Genomic DNA, 21,708 nt, shown 5'->3' on the forward strand with positions numbered 1-21,708 from the left:
GAAAATGAGGTTTGCCGCTTCCTGCGGTAGGCAGCTGGCCGACTTTCCTAGCGGGTTTCAACGGCTCCGGGGGCGGAGACCGGAACCGCGCTGGCCCGTTGTCCGAGCCAGATGCTGCCAATGACGAGAACGAGACCCCCGATCTGCGGTGAGGTCAATGTCTGATTGAGGAACATCCATCCGAGCAGCACGGCGGTCAACGGGCTGAGGAACAGGAGCAAGGACACCACCGCGGATTGCATACGCGCAATCCCCCGGAACCACAGGACATAGGTCAGGGCAGCGCCGATCAGCCCAAGCCACCCCAGGCCAAGCAGATTGGCCGCACTCGGGAACGGCATGGGCGGCTCGAAAAGCAGCGCCATCGGAACGAGAAGCAGCCCTCCGGCCGTCAATTGCCAGGCCGTGAAGGTGAGCAGCGACACCGGCGGTTGCCACTTGCGGGTCAATACATTGCCGAGGGCCATGGAGACCGCTCCGGCAAGGCCCGCTGCGACACCAACTCCGTCGAGCGCCGCATTGGGGGCCAGCACCAGCAGCGCGACACCGGCGATCCCGACAAGGGCGGCATAGATCGATACCGGGCGGGCCGGACTGGCGAGAACGAACGAGGCGAGAAAAACCACGATCAATGGCTGGACCGCCAGCACCGTCGCAGCAACGCCGCCCGGAAGCCGGTAGGCGGCGATGAACAGCATGCTCAGGAAGATAGCGATATTGAGGGCGCCGAGAACAAAACTGCGCAGCCACCAGATGCCGGCCGGAAGCTGCCGAACGATCAGGAGCAGCAGCAGTCCTGCCGGCAAGGCGCGCAGCATGGCGACCGTCATCGGAGAAAAGCCCGGCAGGAACGCGGTGGTGACGATATAGGTACTGCCCCAGATGATGGGGGCAATTGCCGTCAGCAGAAGGTCGGAACCGCGCGCGCTCATGATAGTTCCAGAACCTCGGCCAGGGGACGGCGGGGCTTCTGCGGCCAGTTTCCGGGCGCGGTGCGACCAACGGTGACGAGCATCACCGGCACTTCATTCGGCCCAAGGCCGAACGCGCGCGCAACGCCTTCGGCATTGAATCCGACCATCGGGCCGGAGACGAGGCCCAGTGCTTCGGCGGCAAAAATCAGAGTTGCGGCACCAAGGCTCGCCGAGCGCACGGCTTCATCGCGCGCTGTCTGAGGATCGGCATATTGTGTGCGGGCCCCTTCCTGCCATACCGCGGCCATGTCGGCCGGCATGAAACCAGCCTCGATGAAGGGACGCAACCGTTCGGGAAGGGCTGCGTGGTCGGGAAGTTGCCCGCAGACAATGAACGTAACGGCGGCATCGCGCACCTTGGTTTGACCGTGGGCCAGATGCTGCAATCGGACCTTGGACTCCGGTGCGCGCACTGCAATGAAGCGCCAGTTCTGCAGGTTGTAAGCGGTCGGGGCACGCGTTGCCAGACGCGTCAGCTCCCTGATTTCCGCATCCGACAGCGTGTGCGAGGCATCGAAACGATTGGCTGAAACACGCTGTTCGATCAGAGCGATTGTAGGGTTGGTCATCACGTCGTTCCAAACTTGGTATGTGGCTTTGACATCAAATATATAATTCACCTGATGATGATAATATGCGATATATGAAAGTGATAATTCACTATTGGAAAACTATGACATGGATCATCTCACGGCCCTGCGGGTCTTTCGCCAGGTAGCGGAACGCAACAGCTTTGCCGAAGCCGGGCGCCGTCTCGGCCTGTCGCCGCCTGCCATCAGCAAGAACATTGCCGAGCTGGAGGCGCATCTGGGCGTTCGGCTCATCAACCGGACGACGCGGCGCATGGCGCTGACCGAAGAAGGCCGGATTTATCTGGAGCATGTGATACGCGGGCTCAATGCACTGACCGAGGCGGACGAAGCCCTGTGTCCGATCAAGGCGGAAGCAAGCGGCACATTGCGGGTCAGCGCACCGATGACGGTGACGTTGACACGGCTTTCGGCCGCAATTCCCGGTTTCCTGTCGCGCTATCCCGGCCTGCACCTCGATCTGCATCTCGACGACAGGCGGGTCGACATCGTCCGGGAAGGATTTGACCTTGCCATTCGCGGCAGCGACAATCTGGAGGATTCCAGCCTGATCGCGCGAAAACTCGCCGTCATGCCCCATGTCCTCTGTGCGGCGCCCTCCTATTTCGAGGCGCACGGCAAACCTGAAGAACCGTCGGATTTGAAGGCGCACACCTGTGTCCGGTTCAGCCTTTCCGGCCATGCCGACCTTTGGGAGTTCCGCAAGTTCGGCCGCACGGAGAGTATCATTGTCAACAGCCGATACTCGGTCACCTCAAGCCTTGCTGTGCGTGACGCGCTGCGGGCGGGCTTCGGCGTGAGTTTGATGCCCTATCCCTATGTCGCAGACGACCTGAAGGAGGGCCGGCTTCAATCGGCGCTGGATGACTGGAGCACGGTGGAAACCACGCTCTATGCCATCTATCCGTCCCGGCAGCACGTCGCGCCAAAAATCCGCGCCTTTCTCGATTTCCTCATCGACGCATTCAGCCGGGAATAAATGAACGCGGCTACAGCCGCTGTGACCGGCCAATGCGTCGGTTTGTCTGGGAATGGTGACCTGTCCGATGCACGGCGTGCGGCTGGCACAATCATTTCTTTCGGGAAGGTGCGAAATTCGCCATTGAAGCCTTGCCCCGCATCGGTTAGAACCGCTTCGCGCATGCGAGCTATCGCAGCCTCATGCACCCGTAGCTCAGCTGGATAGAGCGCTGCCCTCCGAAGGCAGAGGTCACAGGTTCGAATCCTGTCGGGTGCGCCATTCTCGAACAAAAGAGAGAACTACTGGCGGAGTTGCCCCAACGTAGGGAAGCAGCTTTTGCAAGGATAGATTTCGATCCGCTGATCCTGATCTCCTTCTTTGTAACCCTTACCTCCTGCATGAGTATTCGAACATAAGCTTGGCGGAATTCCGCAGAGCCGTTCTCCAATTGGGCTCGCAGCAATTTGGCAAATTGTTCGATTCGCTCCGGCGTGATTTCAGCCTGGTTCGATGAAAGCCGCTCTTGAAGTTCTTTGATTTCGATGGACAGGTCATCGCGCTGAAGTTCTAGACCCAGCAAACGAACTTTGAGATTCGGGTCCTCGGCCTCCATCAGCCCGTTTTCCACCAATGCCAGTAGTCGCGTTAAGGCCGCTTGGACATCGCGGTGCGACTGGCGCAGCTTTTCGATCTGATGCTTGTTGCGGTCGGCGCGCTGGGTTGCAGATTGGAGATAGCTCTTGAGCAGAAGCTGAAGACGCACGCCCTTTTCCGTAACGACAAAGGGGCGATTGATCAGGATCCCTTATCCCTTTCATTGACAGGGCTCGGTGCTCTTGCGGTCAATCTCGCATGCACTTTCCTCCTTGTGAGATTTCGGCATCATCCGGGAAGCCTGACAAGGCCGGCATTCTTGTCAGCACGAAATGATGCCTTTGCCAATATTACAATCATCCCGGCACACTCTTGTCATGACCCCTTTTTGGCATTGCCAACTCAACAATGGTCTTCATGAGGAGCGTTTTGTGGGCTTCGCTAAAAGAACTGCGATGAAGCAATATATCGGTTTTGATTTGGTCTCCATTGAGTGCCGCGCTCGTGCGCTGGTCGATCGCTGCCGCAGCTGTTGCCACGGCATCGTATGTTTCAGTGTCGACGGTGTCGGAGACAGAAGTGACAAGCGTAACCATTTGGCCATGCTGGCGAATGATCATACCGGGTAGCACGGCCTTCAAAGGCCGGGACAGCTGCATGAGGGCCGAAGTGTGAATGGCTGTATAGGAAGGCAGTGGGGTGGTCATGACCTGCTCGTCGAGTGACACACTATTAACAAGCACGTCAACATGACCGATTGCCTGGCACACACAGTCCAGATCCTCGACTAGTCGAGTTTCGCCTTCGGTGGACACAATACCTGTCCCGTCTGTGGGAACGCCAAATGGAACATCAAGCCAATATGCCCGACCACCCAACGCCTCGAAAGCGGCGACCAATGCTGGCCTGATTTTCTCATCGACCCCAACCATGAGGATCGTTCGTGGTTCTGGATTTGTCATGTCAAAGTCAACTCCGATACGAGCAACAACAAGCTGCGTTACCGGCGATGCTTTCGATTAACTTGAGAGGCCGGAATGGCCGTTACATCCCGCATATCCCGTTGATCGTCACGGGAAACAGCTTCCAAATTGGAAGCAACTGTATCCACGTGGAGAAATACTTGTCTAAGTAATTGAATTATATATATAAATGTTACACCACAACCGAACGGATTTGCTCAAGTAGTCGAGTTATGAAGGCTAAAATGCAGAAGCCTCAACGATGAGATCAGAACTTATTGTGAAAGCTCGTTTTCAGAACTGCCTTTACCAAACAGCTGAACAAATTTAGCGCAGCTGCCTGTGCAATGTAAAAAGGTATGAATTGAGCAATTCCACCGCGCGATCTGTCAGAGAAGCATATTGACGGCGCCCGTCATCAGGATCATTCCACTTTTCAATCAATCCCGATTCTTCCATCTCATCCAACCTGCGTGAGGCGGTAGACGCTGCAACTCCCGACACAATGTAAAGACTTGAGATCGACACGTTGCGTCCCAACAGACGATTCTCCATAAGGTCGAGAAGCATGTACCAAGCAGGATCTGCAAACAATTTATCGGTAAAATAACGAGTACGAATGTCACGTGTTTGGAGAAGCTCGAGCAACCGCTCCGGAGATGGACTATCATCATCACTTGCTTTGCTGCTGCTTATCTCTGCCGGGGTAACTGCAGATTGCATCTTTTCCGGAAACGACATCAGCATCTCAGCCAGTCGCCTGGCCTCCTCGCTGATACGCTCCAGATGCACTCTTCCTTCTTGCCAGGCGTTTGCAGCGGTCCGGTGCTCCTTGGCTCGCTGCGCGCAACGCTCAACTGCTGCAAGTAATTGTTCCCTGCGCACAGGTTTATGGAGAAAATCCACTGCCTCCAGTCGCAGCGCTGCAACCGTGTTATCGATGGTGGCGTGACCAGTCACGAAGATAACCTGAAGCCATTTCCGGTCTTCATAGCGCTCACGTATTGTTTTGAGCAGTTCAATTCCATTCATACCGGGCATGCGGATATCGCTGACAATGACGTCGATATCAGGCGTCGTCGCCAGAAAGCGGAGCGCATCAGAGGACGTATTGGCACGAATGCAATCGTACCCGCTATCGGTCAGTGCCGTGCCCAGCACACCAAGCAAAGCGATTTCATCGTCCACGAGCAGCACTCTCGATTTCGATGCAACAGTGATGGGAACGCTCATGTGCTTTGCCTTCTAATTCATAGACAACTGTTCATCGGATTCTGCACTTTCATATTCTCGCATCAGAATGCGGAACTCTGCGCCACTGCCTGTGTTGCGAGCTTCTATGCTGCCGCCGAGATCACGTGCCATTCCATAGCTGAGTGACAATCCCAATCCCGTACCACTGCCGATCGGTTTCGTCGTAAAGAACGGTTCGAACAGGCGGTCCAGATTTGCTGGTGCGATTCCGGGACCTGAATCCGTAATGCTTATCTCGATCATGTGCGGATGTTTGCCATCAGCAATACTGACCTCGATCCATTCATTGGATTCAGATACCGCGTTCACGAGGCTTGGCTTTTCAAGGATCGCATCACGGGCATTCAAGAGGATATTCAGCAGGATTTGTTCCAAGAGCGTCAGATCACCCAGTATTTGAAACTGACCAAGCTTATAGTTCTTTATTATTTTAATTCCCGAATTCTCTATCTGCGTTTGCGCCAGCGACAGAGCTCCGTCTATGGCACGAGCCGGATCAAGCGGGTGCGCACGTCCGTCAGTACGGTGACCATATATCCGCATGTGACCCACAATCGCGGCAGTTCGTTCAATCTGTTCACTGACCAACTGGAGATTGGTATCAACGAAATCCGGCTCTGCGTTACCCCTTTTGATCCTTTCGCGGAGATTGTCGAGCGCCATGGTGATTGTTGCCAATGGCTGATTGATTTCGTGAGCAATGCCTGTTGCCATCTCACCGAGCGTAATCATTTTGCCGGACTGGTAGATCGCAAGCTCGGCCGCACGCCGCTCGGTGATGTCGAAGCCGATCGCCACCAGGTTCTTAATTGATCCGTCATTGGTGCGAATGGGCGTTACCGTCCACGAGAGTTCACGCTTCTGACCACTGCGCGAAACAACATTGCGGTTTGTTTGATAGGGCAACCGGTCGATGATGGACTGCAATTCATAGCCAAGCGCATATTCAAGAGGATTGGTACCGGCGTCCGCCGCTGCAGGTTGAACTTTCTCGAGCTGGAAGATTTCTCGAAAAGCCGAATTGGCCACAACGAATCGACCCTGAGCATCTGTAACAGCCACCAGTGCACCACCGGTATTCAGGATCGATTCCAGAAACTCCCGCTCCTGGCGCTCCCGCGCAATATCGAGCGTGCTTGACATCAGTGAAGCGCGATTTTTGATGTATTTTCCCAAGATAATGCCAAGTGCAACGAGCGCTGCAAACAATGCGAGTAGAGCAGTGACAATAATGCCCGATGCCGTTAGCCAGGCCCGATAAATGGGCCCAGTTGGAACCCCGACATAGGCGAGAAGCGGGGCAGCGGATGATTTGCTATAGGCGAATATCCGCTCGATACCCGTTCTTGCGGAAGGGCGAACAACGATCCCTCCACCGTTTCTGATGACGGTTTGGGCCAACACACTAAGGTTCCTTCCGATCACCTCTGTAACGTTGGAAGCACGAACAATGCCATCCTGTCCGACAAGGCCGACAACGCGTCCGCTTTCCTCCTGAAGTGTATTGTAAAATCCATAAAGAAATGGCCCATCAACAACGATCAGAATGAAGCCATTAAAGCTCCCGTCCTCGGAAGGAATTTTGCGGGCATAGTTCATTGTCCAGCCGCTCCAGTCCTTTCTTCCTCCAAATTCTGTCTGATAGGGTGGGCTGACATATCTAGCCAGTCCCGGTTCCGTGCTCAGTATCTTAAATGAGGTGTCCGCGGACATATCCAGGCCAACTGGATAGGTCAGAACGTTGCTCGCCACAACGTGCCCAACCTTATCTACGATGGCGATGGCGGTCGCGGCCGGTTCGGCTTTCGCACGACGAGTCAACACTTCAGACAACATGTCCCGTGAAACGATCGGATTGGTACTGTCTTCCACTACGGCACGGCTGAGTGCATCCAGTGAGACAAATATTTGAGTGGTGTGCTCCGCTAATGCTCTCGCCAGATTCATTGCGTCCTGGCTCGCCGCGTTCATCCTGCTATGATAATCCTGCCAGATCATCGTGGCTGCGCCGATAAAGGCGATCGAAATGACAAAAATTACAGCCGCCCAATAAGAGGCAATCGTCCGCCGGTCCATTCTTCTATGAGCACTCATTTTTTCAACGCACGCATAGGCGATCGGCCTTTCCAGATTATGCCCCGCTATCAATAGCAACTTTCAGCGGCTCGGGGTATGTCGCACAATCTTCCCATCCGTTGACTTCACTTATATTAGTGTATCTACGGATGCTATTCACAAGGCACTAGGAACTGCACGGTTTCCAATAGTGCGCTACTTTTCGCAATCAAAACTGCATCACATTTGCTGATTTCCTCAGAAGGAGCGCCTGTTCGGTGGGCTTGGCTAGATGAATGGAAATCATCGCAATTCAGCAGAGGGTAACATTGCCTTAGCCAGTATTCCGGCCGAATGCTTTTCTAGCATTCGGCCGGAACAATGTGCACCATTTCTACCCGGTAATCGGAAGTCAAACCGGGCAGGTGCTGCGTCCGGAAGTCGTTAAGAACTGGCTTCCGGTTTTCGTTACCAGGTGATCTTGAGACCGCCCGAGACCGTGCCTGCCACATTGGTGCTGCCACCAAACTCGACCGATGCCCGGCCGAACAGGCCGACATTCTTGGATAGTTTGGCAACGGCGCCGACGCCAACATCGTAGCGTGTGCCGCGCATGTCATTGCCAATGGCATTGTCGGACGCAATGAGACCGTTCCTGCCCTTGAACTCATGCTTGACATTGGCATCGACATAAGTCGTGACCGACTTGACGAACTTCTTGTTCTTCTTCGGCTGTGCAGCAACAACCTTGGTCTTCACCTTGCCATTGGCTTTGGCCTTGGCCTTGCCCTTTGTCGGCTTTTCCGGAACTGGCATCAGGGAGACCTGTTCGTCCTGATCATCACCAAAGAAGAAGGTCTTTTCCAAGCGAATGCCGAGACGTCCGCGCAGACTTTCGGCTTCCTGACCACGAACAGCAACGCCGGTGCTGTCGGTGAAATTGTCCGCGGTCACTTTCGACCAGGTCAGCTGTGCCTGCGGCTGCAGAACAACATTGTTGCCCAGATCAAAGCCATACCCGGTTTCGATCGATGCCGAGGTGGCCCGGCCCTTATACGAGTGACCGATGTCAAAGCCGGAGACGGACTTTGCTGAAACACCCAAATCAAGCCAATCCTGCTTGACGACCGCATCGACATAGGCGCCGGTGCCCGGCTTGGTCGCGGTCGGGGCATTCTGCTGCCACGTCGCATAGGCCCCAACGCCCTTGCTGGAGATCGAGCCACTTGCCGTACGACCACGAACATCAAAGTTCGAATGGGCATATTCACCGAACACACCAACGGTCAACTTGTCACCAGGGATGAACACACCGCCAAGCGAATAGTCGCCGCCAACCTGCACGCCGCCTGTGGTCATATCAAAGCCGTGGCCATTGTAGCCGGTGATGCTCTTCGGCGAATAGGAGCCGGTCTTGCCGATGCCGCGGGTCCAGGCATGGAAGCCATCTTCCATTTCCTCCGATCGCAGTTCACCAACACGCTCGTGGAAAGTGTCAAGCGTGGTCAGGACATGCTCCTGTGCTCCGGCAAGTGCCGTGTTGTAGCCCGGAACCGTATCGACGACATGGCCACCAGGATTGCCGGGGTCGGTTGGATCACCCTCACGCGACTGCAGATACCAGTTCTGGCCGTCGGCCTTGTAGGCACCGTAGTCGTAAATGCCTGCGACGACGGCATGCGCCAGCTTGAATTCTGCATTGCTTTCGCCGCCGATCTCCACAATCTTGATGCCGTCGGTCGGATTGGTACCTGTCAATCCTCCTGTGCCGCCCACATTGTTAATGGCGATCTTTCCGGTGCCGGATGTGTCGCCTGCGATCACAACCTTATCGGTCTGCGCATTCGAACCACCCTCGTTGAGAACCGTGTTGAGAACAAATGTGCCGCCGCTACCGATGTAGTTGCCGCCAACAGTCAGCTGGTTGCCGATGCCGGAGCCGGCAACAATGACGGTACCGCCATTGTCGAGATCGCCGAGGATACGGAAGTTGGCTTCGCCCTTGGGTCCACCGATCAAACCGATAGCATCGCCGACCGCAATCACGCCATCATTGATCACATTGCCTGCAACGCTACCATAACCGCCGAGCGCGCCACCGGCTGATACATTCACCTGCGTGCTACCGGAAAGCGCAGCATCCATGCTTGTCGCCGTGCCGACGACAAGCGCGCCGCCCTTCACTGCCGTATCGCCGGTATAGGTGTTATTGGCCGTAAGGATCAGTGTGCCGTAATCGGTCTTCACCAGACCTCCGGAACCGGTCAGTTCCGATTTGATCGTCGCGGTCATATCCGCACCAGCACGTGAGCCAACACCAACGCGAACAACACTCTCGTTCTCGGTGAGCTCGATTGCATCACCTTCGACGACATAGCCATCGGTTGCGAACTGCATGCCCGCAGCGGCCACTTGGCCCTTGCTGTTATCAACAGTCACAGTTCCTGCCGCGCCCTGGAAGATAGCGAATTCACCATTCCACTGGCTATTGATCGCTCCATTGGCGTCCGTCCAGTTCACGTTCGAAGCGTCCCAGATGCCATCGCCGCCGGCAATCACGCCGTCGCCACCCTGCATATGGCCGTCGACAGGCGTGATCGTTCCATCCCAGAAATTGAGCTTCACACCCGCAGCACTGATCAGATTGACTTGCTTATCGATCGCCGTCTGGATTGAAAGATCAGCCGAATTGATGCCGCCAGGCAATGTTCCCAGATTGAAGCCGTTATCGGTGAGCGAACCACCATAGTCAAAGATACGGTAAACGCCCGCGCCGAATCCGCCAAGATCAGAGACGTTGAGCTTCCCGCCGATTGTCAGATCGCCCTTCACGTCGAACAAGCCGTTGCTGCTTGGCGCGCCCAGTGCCACGTCAACATTGGCATAATCGCTCATCGCAAGATTGCCATCGATCGTCAGAACCTGACCCTGGCGGCCGGCAAGTCTTGCCGCGTAACCAAGACTGACATCACCAACGATCATGCCAGACCCGGTTAACGTCCCGTCATATACGGTCAAATTTGGGGTCGTCAGAGCGCCGTCGACAACCATCGTTCCGCCGTTAATCGAAGCCGATTCAGAGAAGGTGCTGGAACCCGTCAATGTCCAATTGGCGGGAGTATAATCCGGATCCATCGAATCTCTATTCAGTCGCAAAATCTGAAAGTTCTTGAACTTCGAGATATCTTCGCTTCCTGTTCCGGTCAGCTCCAGCGTATTACGTGCACTGTCACCGACACTACCAATGACATCGCCCTTGATGACGGAACCGGTCTTGAGCTGCAGGCTGTTCCAATTGAACGAATCGGACTGGGCAAAGGCAATGGCAACGCCGCCCGTCCCTTCGATCGTACCGGAATTGACGATGCTCATACCGACGCCATCAACGCCAATGCCGGTATTGCCGGTAATTGTGCCCGCATTGTCTATGGAAGAATAACCAGCAGCAGTGCCATTCAGGGCACCCGTATAAATGCCATAAGCGCCTCCCTCGATGCGACCGGGCGCAAGATTTTGGATGACAGCAAAGCCGCCGCCAATATAAATGCCCGCACCAGCTCCGAGATCGTCATAGAAGATGCTTCCTTCAACAAGGCTCGTACCGGTTCCCACGATGGTGCCGGCATTGGTCAGGCTATGATAAGAAAGACGCCCCAACGTAAGACCACCGGCTCCGCTGATGGTTGCGCCTTCCCTGTTGTTGACAGTGCTGCTGGCGTAAAGGTACGCGCCTGCGCCAGTCCCGCCCTCGATCGTCCCGGCATTATCCAGATTGACATATGTACCGAAATAGGCCGAGTTTATCCCGCGACGGCCACCACGGATGATGGATTCCGCTTCATTGGTGATGTTGAACGAGTTTGAATTCGATACATCGATGCCATCGCCATTGGCCCCGCCAAGAATCTGGCCGCCAGCGGCGTTGAGAATTTCGGTGCCATTTGACAATGAGATTGCGACGTTCCCACCAGAGATGGTCCCATAATTTGCAATGGATTTCGTCGTATCTCCACCAGTTTTGCCGCTGTCGGTGCCGTATATGCCGACCGACCCGCCTGATATAGTGCCGTGATTTTCAACCTTCAGACCATCCCAGGCAAAGATGCCCTGACTGGCACCGCTGATCGTCCCGCCCGCAAGATTGGTGACTGAAATTGCATCCAGATTGCCGAGGTAATTGGTTCCGCTCTGTAGGCCAACATAACTGCCATAAATAGAGCCCGCGTTTATGACCGCGCTCGTGTCGCCAACCAGTTGAACGCCATATCCACCACTTCCGGGGTCGTAGTTGATCGTTCCGTTATTGACGACAGTCCAGTTCAGGGCGTTGAGTCCACCGAGAGCAAAATCGGCGGCTGACGTGTTGGGACTTACCGTCACCCCCTCCTGTACCAGAACCGAACCACCAGATGCAGAAAGCTGCACCGCAGATGTCTGGTCTGTATCGATGACGAGGTCATAGCTTTGACTGAATGCTGGAACAGCCAACACGGATACGAGTGCCGTGGACAGCCCCAGTCGCTTGATGGAGGAGCTGATAGAGAGCCCTCCTTTGCTTTTAGATTTCATTTGCATGTTATGAACTCGCTGTTGTGCGCCTGACACCATTGGCCGGCAGCTGGATCGTTTGATTGTTGTGTAAATTGGCGATAACCGGCGTGGCGAAGCATCGGGCTCTTCCGATGAAGAGCCCGCCGCATGATTTCAGTTAGTTGGTCGCCTTAGTTTTTCAGCGCGACAGCGCGGTTGAGTGCGCTTTGGAACCCATCAAGGGTGATGGCAAAATTCGCTTCCTTGCCATCGTCGGTCGTGGTTTTGACCGCCAGCGACTTACCGTTGCCCAGCAGAGCTAACATTTTGGCATCGGCCTTGACGCTGACAATGCAACCTGCCGGAACGCATGTTCGAAATGGATTGGCCGCACTGGCCTTGCCATCATCGATTTGAAGTACGGCGCCACCTACCAGCTTAAGACCAAGTGGCAACACCAAAAGAGCGTCGGCCTCTTTCCCCTTTGGCTGAATCTCAACGGCGAGAACGCGCTGACTTGGACTATTCTTAACCTGACGAACTTGTTCCTGTTGAAGGACACAGTTCTTGGCCTGCTTGTCATCGACACCACAGATAACGGTCCAGGCGCCATACTGTTCGCGCAATGATGTTGCACCGCCTGGGAGCCCACTGTCGGCGGCGAAAGCCGGATTATAGATTGCGAGCGCGGCAATGCCAGCTCCCGCGAGAGAAAGTAGAACTGATTTAAGCATTTGAATTTCCTTTTAAGCATATCGACCTGAGAGGTCCGTAGGCGTGCTCGAATTTCCGTTTCCCAATTGGCCAAAGAGCGCGGCCGGTCGAAGGACCGTGAATGTCATTCGTGGGGAGCGTCGCAGCGCATTAGCGGTCTCAGAAATCCAGCAAGAGCGTCGCGATGAATACCCAAAACAACAGGCAGACCGCGATCACGCCGACCCAGACCGGCAGCAAAATATGAGGAGGGCATTGGATTTCCTGCTCTGCCCTTACTGCGGAACACGATGTCTTTAAGTGCTCCGGATGACCTTCCTGGCTGTAATCCACCTTCAGCACAGCGCGACGAACCCTTTGCTCCGGGCGATCACAACCGAATGCATTTCCATTGGATCTCTGTTTCATCATGACAATGCCAGCTCCCGTTGCGATGCAGTCAACGCTGTCATCGGGGCGACATTCACTTGCGTTCGGAAGGCCGCTTGGCGAGCTGTTTCCTATAAAAATGCCCAAAAGTATTTCAGAACTGGTTCCGTTTCGGAACCAGTCGATGCTTAAGACAGCAGAACTTCTGCAAACTGCTGAATTTGCTAAATTTTTATGCTTTCAAAATGGAAGCGATTATAGACTATGAGCGATCCTATGGCGCCTGCGAGAGTGGGGAGCGAGCCGGGCAATCACCAATGTACCCGAATGCCTGCATTTCCCTTGATAACCCGCTGCTTTTCACCGTCGACTTCAAAAGTGTAGTCCGCCGTTGCGTAGAGGCTGACGTCTTTCGCAACTGCCGCCACGATACCGCCACCAAGCTCCAGCGAGGTCCCTCCGAAGTCTGTGCTGATGATATCCGAGCCAAATCGGACGCGGTCACTGCCGTCGAATGCATGCCAAAGATTGGCTTTCAGATAAGGCTGAAGCAAACCTGCGGAGGTCTCGACGTTGCCTTGCAGGCGCATGCCGACGCGTCCGGTCCAACTGTTGTCGGTATTGAAATTGACTGACGAAAACCCGTCGTTTTGATTATCGATGGATAGGTCCTGCCAGATGATCTGTGCCTGCGGCTCAAGCACCCAATCCTGAGCAATAGATATTGGATAGCCACCTTCCAACGAAGCAGTAATGCCGCTGCCGTTTGTGTCGATGCCGATACCGCGATTGGTCTTGGCGCTACCGTTGAACCATGACCCCATCAGCACACCGTCGACATACCATCCGGTCGGTCCGATATGAGTCCAGTATCCGCCGAGGCTGGAAACATCGGCATTGATATCACCGACGCTCAGATCGTTCCAACCCAATGCCTGGCCTTTTACCTTGGCGTTGATCGTCGAATACCCGAAGAACACACCTGCGGTGTCGCGGTGACCGTTGCCGCTATCCCGGCGCAGAATGTCGAGGCCGACTTGGCCGCCCCATATCGATCCGTCGATTGATGGGTCAACGGTGCCAGACCACTTCTGTTCGATGTCCTGTCCGAAGACGCGGCCCCAAGCCGCAGAAAAATTGTCTCCGGTCGTCAACACGCTCTGTTCGCCCCGTCGTTCGTGGAAGGTCCCGAGCGTGGCCAGCGTGGCCAGCCGTAGTGCCGGCGGGACAACGGTATAGGTGGGCACTTCCGGTCGGTAAAGCGGAACGGCCTCCCCATTGGTGGGGATAACCGGCGTTGCGCCGGGATTGGGTGGCTGCGGGTTTGGATCCCCCGGCGTCGGGGGTAGTGGCGTGCCGCCGGCAGTGTCGCCGGGCACTGCCGGTGGTACGCCTTCGTCCGGCGGTGTAATGGCAGACCGCAGATACCAATTCTGCGCGGTGCCGCCTGTGACGCCGCCCTTGAAGAGCACATATTCGCGCGCTCCAGCTGCAACGGGTCCAGCCAGCGAGAATGCACCGGGCGCGGTCGTTCCACCATTCACAGCATCGACAAGAAGAATACCGTTGTTGGTGGTTGCTGCACCGGGACCGCCGACATTGGTTATCTGCAATGCCGTCGAGCCGGACGCAGTCCCGCCATTGACGATCAGCCTGTCGGACGGCGAGCCGTCGGTACCGAGGTAGGTGTTGAGACCTATGGTCCCGCTCTGACCGACATAGTTGGTAACATTCAGGGTATTTCCGACGCCGTTGCCGCCAAGCTGAACATGGCCACGATTGGTCAGCGTTCCGTTGATGGTGAAATTGCCGTTTGGTCCGGATGTGAATGCGGGCAGAGCATTGGCGACGGCAATCGTACCGTCATTGGTGACATCGCCAGTAACGCTGCCAAAGCCGGCGAGTGTGCCTGCCGATGCGATGTTGATCGGTCCGCCACCAGAAAGCGCTGCGCCCGGATTGGCTGCGTCACCGACGGCAAGCGTCCCGGCTGAAATCGTTGTCCCGCCGGTGTAATTGTTATTGGCGGTGAGAATGGTGGTACCAGTGCCGATCTGCGCAACGGAACCGGAACCGGAAACCACACCGCCGAAGGTGGATGTGTCGGACCTGTTGAATGCAAGGGTAGCGTTGTTGGTGACATTGCCGACAATGCTGCCGCTCGTACCGCCATTGCCGAGCTGCAGGGTCCCGGCGCTGATCGTTGTGCCGCCGGTATAGCTGCTGTCCCCAGTCAGAACCGTGGTGCCCGCACCAATCTGCGCAACTGAACCGGAACCCGAAATCACGCCGGCGTAGGTTGCCGTGTCGGACCTGTTGAACGCGAGGGCAGCGTTGTTGGTGATATTGCCGACAATACTGCCGCTCGTACCGCCATTGCCGAGCTGCAGGATTCCGGCGCTGATCGTAGTGCCGCCGGTGTAAGTATTGTCCGCAGTAAGAATTGTCGTGCCGGTGCCAATCTGCGCAACGGAACCGGAACCGGAAACCACACCGCTGAAGGTGGATGTGTCGGACCTGTTGAATGCAAGGGCACCGTTGTTGGTGACATTACCGACAATGCTGCCGCTCGCGCCGCCATTGCCGAGCTGCAACGTGCCGGCTGCAATCGTCGTTCCGCCAGTATAGGCGTTGTTGCCCGTCAAGATAAGCGCCCCGGAGCCAGCCTTGTTCAACGCGCCTGCACCCGTGATGCCCTGACTAACGGTCGAGGTATACCCTTGCGTATCAACCGTGCCACCGGGCGCGTTGACGACGATGGCCCGCGTTGCGGCTAGATTGAAGCTGTTGTTAAGCTGCAGCGTCCCGCCGTTGAACGTGATGCCCCCGTTCGAAGCGCCCAATGCATTATCGACACCGACAGCGACAACACCCTGATTGATCCGTGTTCCGCCGGAATAGGTATTGCCGCCTGGAGCTGTCGGGGCCAGGGTGACGACGCCCGCGCCAGTCTTTTCCACAACGCCTGTGCCAGAAATAAGACCGCTATAGGTTCCGGTATCCGGCTGGTTGAAGCGCACAAGGCCGTTGTCGGTAACGGTCGGTGGCAGACTCTGGGCCCGCGCTTCGAGTGTGCCGGCGGGAGCAACAAGAATCGTTCCCGTGTAATTCGTATTGTTGCCGGTCAGGACCAAGGTGCCTTCCTGCACCGTAGAGGCCGTTACGCCGGTAATCGTTCCGGTCAGGGTCCACGTGCCGGTATCGTTCTTGATCAGCGTCTGGAAATTGGCCATGTTGCCGGGCAGCGACGATTGCCCGGTTCCACTGAGAAAAATAGTATTGTTGCCGCCGCCGCCATTGAAGTTGCCGGTGATGGTCGAGCCCGTGTAGAGCCGCAATGTATCATTACCGCCCGCAAAGACGAGATTGCCGATCACCATGCCTTTGTTGGTGAAATCCACGGAGCCGTTGCCCGACGCCCCGATGACGTTACCGGGCGCTTGAATGACGCCGGTCTCGTTGTTGATGACGGTGTTGGAGCCAGTTGTGTTCTGAAACCAGATGGCAGCGGAGTTCGTGCCCCTGATCGTTCCATTGTTGATAATTGTATTGCCGAAGCCTTCCGGATTGATCGCCTCGCCGCTGTTCTGCGGTCCTGCTGCGAGAATCTGGCCTCCCTGTTCGACGGTTATTGTCGAATTGTTGCGAACCTCGACCGTGTCGCCGCCCGTGTTGTATTGGCCAGCGGTGGTCGTGGCAAAATTGCTGACCGTAGCGCCGCTTTGAACGGTGATATTGGCATTGTCGCGGAACGTGACAGCATTGTCATTGCCGGAATTGATCTGGCTTCCGCTTTTTACAATAAGGGTTCGGTTGTCTTCACTCGCGGCCGGGCCGTTTCCGACTCTGGTAGTCCAAGGATTGGGGGCGGTCGTATCGCACGTCGTCACTCCGCCAACGGTGGTACAAGCTGCAAACGATGTATCGACAAATACAAACGTCCCAATGAGGGCCGTTGCTGCAAGCAATTGTGCCGAATGCATTTTCAATGGCCTCTGCATGTATGATCCCCGTCCATTCTTGCCGTTAAATATTGATAGCGCTGCGCAACGGAATCATTGCTACAACTTCAACGTACGAAAGAAATTGATTGCTCGCAAGAATCCCCTATTCTGATGCGATACGTTTGTCATTGTGGCCGAAATGCCCCACATATTTTGTTTTATCTTTGCGTATTCCACCAGCAGTGAGCGGCAATACTGCGGCATCCTTCCTGGCATTTTTGCTATGCTCGACGGGAAGAAACTCGTCGAAAGCCTATCATCCGCCTGTTTGCCTAAGTGTTCCCCACGCTCGATTTGTCTTCAGTTTACGAGCACGTGATGATCCGCAGAGATGCGCTCAAACCTTGTCTCGGGCGGGAGGTAGCCAACAGGATGAACCGGCGAAACGAGCTGAGTAGGCGCCACCGGAACTTTCCTTTTCGTTGTAGGGTCGGTGCTGGGAACAGCCGCCAGCAAGGATTGCGTGTAGGGATGCTGCGGATTGCCGAATACAGCCGCGCGCGAGCCTATCTCAACTATGCGTCCCATGTTCATGACGGCCACCCGGTGGCTCACCCGTTCGACGACGGCCATGTCGTGAGAGATGAACAGATATGACAGCCCCAGTTCCTCCTGCAGTTCGATGATAAGATTGACCACTTGTGCCTGAACCGATACGTCGAGTGCTGAAACAGGCTCGTCGGCAATGATGAGTTTGGGCGATAGTGTCAGAGCCCGGGCGATGCAGAGGCGCTGGCGCTGGCCGCCGGAAAATTCATGCGAATAGCGATCGAGATGTTCGGCTGAAAGCCCCACGCGCTCGATCAGTGCGACCACGCGGTCGCGAAGGGCAGACCCTTGATCCACCTTGTGGATGACAAGGGGTTCGGCAACCTGATCAAACGCGGTCAGCCTTGGATCGAGCGCGGCATAGGGGTCCTGAAAAATGATCTGCATGTCGCGCCTGCGCGCCTGAAGCTCCCTGCCCTTCAGGGCCAATATATCTTCGCCCGCCAGTTCAACGGTTCCGGACAGAGGTTCTATGAGGCGAAGTATGGATCGGCCGGTGGTGGATTTGCCGCAGCCGGATTCACCAACGAGGGAAAGGGTCTCTCCCTGCGCCAGATCAAAGGAGACGTTTTCGACAGCATGAACATTTGCCACATGCCGCTGCAGAGCGCCCTTGCACACTGGAAACCGGCTCACGAGATCGCGAACCCGCAACAGAGGCAATCTGGCCGGTTTATCCCCAACCAGGTCTGGCCGATGATCGCCAAACGCACGCGGCTCTGCAAACGACGCCATTGCCCCGAGTCTTGGAACCGCGTCGAGGAGTTGGCGCGTGTAGGGTTGGACGGGAGAGGCAAACAGTGTTTCCGTTGGCCCTTCTTCAACCTTGCAGCCCTGCCGCATGACGATAACCCGGTCAGCGATCTCGGCAACCACACCCATGTCGTGCGTAATGAACAACAGCGATAAACCATCCTGTCTGGCAAGTTCCTTTAATAGATCAAGAATCTGCGCCTGGATCGTAACATCCAGCGCTGTCGTTGGCTCATCGGCAATCAGCAGACGTGGCGAGCATGCAAGAGCCATGGCAATGACGATACGTTGCCGCATTCCACCTGACAATTCATGCGGATATTGCCGGAAGCGGGTCTCAGCTTCCGCAATCTGCACACGCTTCAGAAGTTCGAGCGCACGAGCAGACGCTTCAGTCTTGCCAACTTGACGGTGCTGCTTGACAACCTCCGCCACCTGCTCACCCACGGTAAAAACTGGGTTGAGGCTGGTCATCGGTTCCTGGAAAACCATTGCGATTTCATCGCCGCGGATGCTTTCGAGTTGCCTTTCCGGAAGCTGTGCCAGGTCGACAAGCTCCCCATTGCGCTGGCGGAACTGTAATGTCCCTTGCTCGATGACGCCGCCGTTGAAGGTGGTCAGGCCAAGAATGGACATCGCCGTGACTGACTTCCCTGATCCGGATTCGCCAACGATGGCGACACATTCACCGGGAGACACATCGAAAGACAATTTCTCCACGGCAAGCAGTCGGCCGCTTCCGGTCTTGAAACTGATGCACAGGTTTTCGATGGAAAGCAGTGGCGGCTTGTTCATGGTGACCCCTCGATAGCTGGAGAATGAGCGCCGCCGGAAGGCACGAAGCCCGGCGGCGCAAGCGGCCTCAGTTGGTGGCGATGGAAACGGCGCCAGCACGGAAGTCAAGGACGTAAGGGATGTGCCCCGGTAACGGCTTCCAGTCGAGCTTCCGGCTCATTCCATAGGATTCGAACGGCTGATACAGCGGGATGAACGGCGCTTCGTCCTTCACATAATTCATCATCTCGGCATAGGCCTTCTTGCGCTCGTTCACATCCGTCGAATAACGAAAACGTTCCCACATGGCATCATAGACCGGCGTGGTTGACCAGGAGGCTTCCGTTCCAGCACCTTTCGGCGCCCACATGGTGCCAAAGGAGCCGACCGGATCGGCGAAATACATTGGATTCGACCAATTGCGCGAATTCATGTCCGGATCGGCGGCGGTCCATTTCGGCGTCACATTGATGTTCATCGGCACACCAACTGCAGCCCACATCTCCTTGATCGCCTGTGCTGCGAGAAGACCGTTGGTATAGTAGGTGGCTTCCGTGTCGTAACGGACCGGTGAGCCATCATAGCCAGCGTCCTTCAGCAGTTGTTTCGCCTTCTCAGGATTGTATTCGAAGGTCTTCAATTCAGGCATGTAGAGCGGCCCGTACTGGGGATAGGTATGCGTACCCGGGACGACGGCCTTCCCAAGCCAGAGTGACTCATTCAGCAAATCGCGATCGATCGCCATGCTGAGCGCCTCGCGGATACGCTTGTCCTTCAGCACACCATTTCTCGTGTTGAAAATAACCACATGGAAAAGTGGTGTGACCGCCCCTTCAACCTTGAGCGCAGGATTGGAAGAGATCGCGTCGAGCTGATCCGGCGGAACATTGGTGATCATGTCGACTTCACCATTGGCAAGCGCTGTGGTGCGTGCCGCCATTTCCGGAATGCGGCGCACGGTAACAGTCTCGAACGGTGCCTTGTCGCCAAAGAAACCATCAAACCGCTTGTAGGTCAGGCTCTCGTTCGGCGTGTAGTCCGCAATCTGGTACGGGCCTGTACCAATCGGTTTGAGGGCAAAAGCATCGAAGTCGGACTTTTCTGCAAGATTCGCATCACCGGTCAGGCCCATGATGTATTTCTTTGGCACAATCGAGCCCTCGGAGGTATTCAGGAGTGTCTCGAAAAGAGGTTCCGGCTTCTCGGTCGTGAAGCGGACCGTGGACTCGTCCAGAGCGTCGACATTGATGAAATTCGCAAAAAACTGCCGGTGGATTCCCGCAAACTCAGGAGTCATGTCTTTCAGCAATCGTTCAAAGGTAAATACAACATCGTCGACCGTCAGAGGATCACCATTCTGGAACTTGACGTCATTGCGGATCTTCACCTCGAAAACCGTTGGTGAAACCTGTTTCCAGGATGTGGCAATACCGGGTTTGAAAACGGCTTCCGGCTTGGAATAGTCCTTCTCGATCAATGGATCGAATGCGTTGTAATACATCTGCGACCCGGTATTGCTGAAATCCTTGCCGGGATCGAGGAACGGGGGAAGGTTCTGCACGCCGACCCGCAGGTCGGCAGCAATTGCAGAGGTGGAAAGAAGCAGCGCCGAAGCCAGCGCAAGCGTGAATCTAGGGTTCATATCAGGTTCCTTTGCGGGTAAAATTATCCCTTCCGTCCAACGCGCAGCGCGGCAGGGCACAAAAATCGAATTGGTATCAGTGTCGAACACACCAGGCGGGCGCAGCCGCCAGGGGCTTACTTGAGCTTGACGTCGAGTGCGTCGCGCAGCCAATCGCCAATCAGCAGCACCAGAAGCGAGATGAACATGATGACCAGCGATGGCACCACGGCAACCCAAGGCGCCGTAGCAAGATAATCACGGCCCGAACCGACCATCGACCCAAGCGTTGCAGTTGGAGGCTGAACACCAAGACCGAGGAAGGAGAGCGACGATTCCAGCAGGATCAGTGCCGAGAAGGTCATGGTCCAGATGACGATGATCGGCGAGAAAACATTGGGGATCACATGGCGGAACAGAATTCGGCTATGCGATGCACCCGCGGCCCGTGCGGCCTCGACAAACGGTTGATGGGAAATGGACAGCACCTGTGCACGCACCAAGCGCGCATAGACTTCCCAGCCGGAAATACCAATCACCGAAATTAGAACCGGAAGCGAGTTACCGAGTGTCGCGATGACGAGAAGTGCAATGAGGGTGAAAGGTACGGCCATCTGCACGTCAACCACAGCAACAAGAAACATGCCAAGGCGGCCGCGAAAATAACCAGCGACAGTTCCGAATGCGACCCCGACCACCAGGCTGATGAAACTGCCGGCGAGTGCGATCAGCATCGTCAGTTGCAACCCCGACAATGTGCGCGACAACAAGTCCCGCCCAAGTTCGTCTGTCCCAAGTGGATGGATTGCCATGGCGCGATCAAAGCCGACTGGCGGACGCAGTCGTGCCAGCAGTGTCTGTGCGTTGGGATCGAAAGGTGCGATCGCAGGGCCAGCAATTGCGGCAACCAGGATCAAGGCGAAGGCGGCAATATAGATCCGAGGCATCAGGCCAGCTCTTGACCAGAGGCGCGCAATCCCAGTCTTGCGTCGATGGGCCCGTGC

General features: G+C 55.9%; 13 protein-coding genes, 1 tRNA gene and 1 pseudogene. 3 read left to right on the top strand and 12 right to left on the bottom strand.

The genetic code is table 11. The features are described from left to right. Positions 1-47: 47 nt before the first annotated feature. Both J1W56_RS04760 and J1W56_RS04765 read right to left on the bottom strand, forming a co-directional pair. Positions 48-932 (bottom strand): EamA family transporter, encoded by an 885-nt coding sequence (locus J1W56_RS04760; RefSeq protein WP_223612144.1) that lies wholly within the window; start codon positions 930-932, stop codon positions 48-50. Beyond that, complete coding sequence (locus J1W56_RS04765; RefSeq protein WP_223612145.1) at positions 929-1,543, bottom strand: nitroreductase family protein; 615 nt, start codon at positions 1,541-1,543, stop codon at positions 929-931. Before J1W56_RS04765 ends, J1W56_RS04760 begins: the two co-directional genes overlap by 4 nt. A gap of 109 nt (positions 1,544-1,652) precedes the next feature. On the opposite strand from J1W56_RS04765, the gene J1W56_RS04770 reads away from it, so the two are divergent. The 3 genes and pseudogenes from J1W56_RS04770 to J1W56_RS04780 all read left to right on the top strand — a co-directional run. Continuing rightward, complete coding sequence (locus J1W56_RS04770; protein ID WP_223612146.1) at positions 1,653-2,543, top strand: LysR family transcriptional regulator; 891 nt, start codon at positions 1,653-1,655, stop codon at positions 2,541-2,543. Positions 2,544-2,727: 184 nt separating this feature from the next. Then, positions 2,728-2,804, top strand: a tRNA-Arg gene (locus tag J1W56_RS04775). 523 nt (positions 2,805-3,327) lie between these two features. After that, positions 3,328-3,486 (top strand): annotated as a pseudogene (locus tag J1W56_RS04780) (cation transporter); the annotation flags it as partial. Here the strand turns inward: J1W56_RS04780 and J1W56_RS04785 are convergent. The 10 genes from J1W56_RS04785 to J1W56_RS04830 form a co-directional block, all read right to left on the bottom strand. Then, positions 3,476-4,081, bottom strand: coding sequence for an SDR family oxidoreductase (locus tag J1W56_RS04785; RefSeq protein WP_223612147.1), 606 nt, complete (start codon positions 4,079-4,081; stop codon positions 3,476-3,478). The pseudogene J1W56_RS04780 and the gene J1W56_RS04785 overlap by 11 nt on opposite strands. A gap of 327 nt (positions 4,082-4,408) precedes the next feature. Continuing rightward, the gene (locus tag J1W56_RS04790) at positions 4,409-5,314 is read right to left on the bottom strand and encodes a response regulator (RefSeq protein ID WP_223612148.1); all 906 of its coding nucleotides are present in this window, start codon (positions 5,312-5,314) and stop codon (positions 4,409-4,411) included. Positions 5,315-5,326: 12 nt separating this feature from the next. Beyond that, entirely contained in the window at positions 5,327-7,411 is a 2,085-nt protein-coding gene (locus J1W56_RS04795) for an ATP-binding protein (RefSeq protein ID WP_223612149.1), read from the bottom strand. A gap of 447 nt (positions 7,412-7,858) precedes the next feature. After that, a complete protein-coding gene (locus J1W56_RS04800; RefSeq protein ID WP_223612150.1) occupies positions 7,859-11,959 on the bottom strand; it encodes an autotransporter outer membrane beta-barrel domain-containing protein in 4,101 nt (1,366 codons plus the stop codon). 152 nt (positions 11,960-12,111) lie between these two features. Continuing rightward, entirely contained in the window at positions 12,112-12,654 is a 543-nt protein-coding gene (locus tag J1W56_RS04805; protein WP_223612151.1) for an invasion associated locus B family protein, read from the bottom strand. Positions 12,655-12,793: 139 nt separating this feature from the next. Further along, complete coding sequence (locus J1W56_RS04810; protein ID WP_223612152.1) at positions 12,794-13,045, bottom strand: hypothetical protein; 252 nt, start codon at positions 13,043-13,045, stop codon at positions 12,794-12,796. Positions 13,046-13,314: 269 nt separating this feature from the next. Continuing rightward, on the bottom strand, positions 13,315-17,004 hold the full coding sequence (locus J1W56_RS04815; protein WP_223612153.1) for an autotransporter outer membrane beta-barrel domain-containing protein: 3,690 nt from the start codon (positions 17,002-17,004) through the stop codon (positions 13,315-13,317). Between the two features lie 303 nt (positions 17,005-17,307). Next, positions 17,308-19,203, bottom strand: coding sequence for an ABC transporter ATP-binding protein (locus J1W56_RS04820; protein WP_319025515.1), 1,896 nt, complete (start codon positions 19,201-19,203; stop codon positions 17,308-17,310). Further along, a complete protein-coding gene (locus J1W56_RS04825; protein ID WP_223612154.1) occupies positions 19,172-20,944 on the bottom strand; it encodes an ABC transporter substrate-binding protein in 1,773 nt (590 codons plus the stop codon). Before J1W56_RS04825 ends, J1W56_RS04820 begins: the two co-directional genes overlap by 32 nt. After that, positions 20,842-21,651: an ABC transporter permease gene (locus J1W56_RS04830; protein WP_223612155.1), complete on the bottom strand. Its 810-nt coding sequence runs from the start codon at positions 21,649-21,651 to the stop codon at positions 20,842-20,844. Before J1W56_RS04830 ends, J1W56_RS04825 begins: the two co-directional genes overlap by 103 nt. Positions 21,652-21,708: the final 57 nt, after the last annotated feature.

This window comes from Phyllobacterium calauticae, from assembly GCF_019991125.1.
GTDB lineage: Bacteria > Pseudomonadota > Alphaproteobacteria > Rhizobiales > Rhizobiaceae > Phyllobacterium > Phyllobacterium calauticae.

Coding starts and splice junctions, on each gene's coding strand:
- J1W56_RS04770 (WP_223612146.1), top strand. CDS start 1,653: ATGGATCATCTCACGGCCCTGCGGGTCTTTCGCCAGGTAGCGGAACGC.
- J1W56_RS04790 (WP_223612148.1), bottom strand. CDS start 5,314: ATGAGCGTTCCCATCACTGTTGCATCGAAATCGAGAGTGCTGCTCGTG.
- J1W56_RS04800 (WP_223612150.1), bottom strand. CDS start 11,959: ATGAAATCTAAAAGCAAAGGAGGGCTCTCTATCAGCTCCTCCATCAAG.
- J1W56_RS04815 (WP_223612153.1), bottom strand. CDS start 17,004: ATGCAGAGGCCATTGAAAATGCATTCGGCACAATTGCTTGCAGCAACG.
- J1W56_RS04795 (WP_223612149.1), bottom strand. CDS start 7,411: ATGGACCGGCGGACGATTGCCTCTTATTGGGCGGCTGTAATTTTTGTC.
- J1W56_RS04805 (WP_223612151.1), bottom strand. CDS start 12,654: ATGCTTAAATCAGTTCTACTTTCTCTCGCGGGAGCTGGCATTGCCGCG.
- J1W56_RS04760 (WP_223612144.1), bottom strand. CDS start 932: ATGAGCGCGCGCGGTTCCGACCTTCTGCTGACGGCAATTGCCCCCATC.
- J1W56_RS04785 (WP_223612147.1), bottom strand. CDS start 4,081: ATGACAAATCCAGAACCACGAACGATCCTCATGGTTGGGGTCGATGAG.
- J1W56_RS04765 (WP_223612145.1), bottom strand. CDS start 1,543: ATGACCAACCCTACAATCGCTCTGATCGAACAGCGTGTTTCAGCCAAT.
- J1W56_RS04810 (WP_223612152.1), bottom strand. CDS start 13,045: ATGATGAAACAGAGATCCAATGGAAATGCATTCGGTTGTGATCGCCCG.
- J1W56_RS04830 (WP_223612155.1), bottom strand. CDS start 21,651: ATGCCTCGGATCTATATTGCCGCCTTCGCCTTGATCCTGGTTGCCGCA.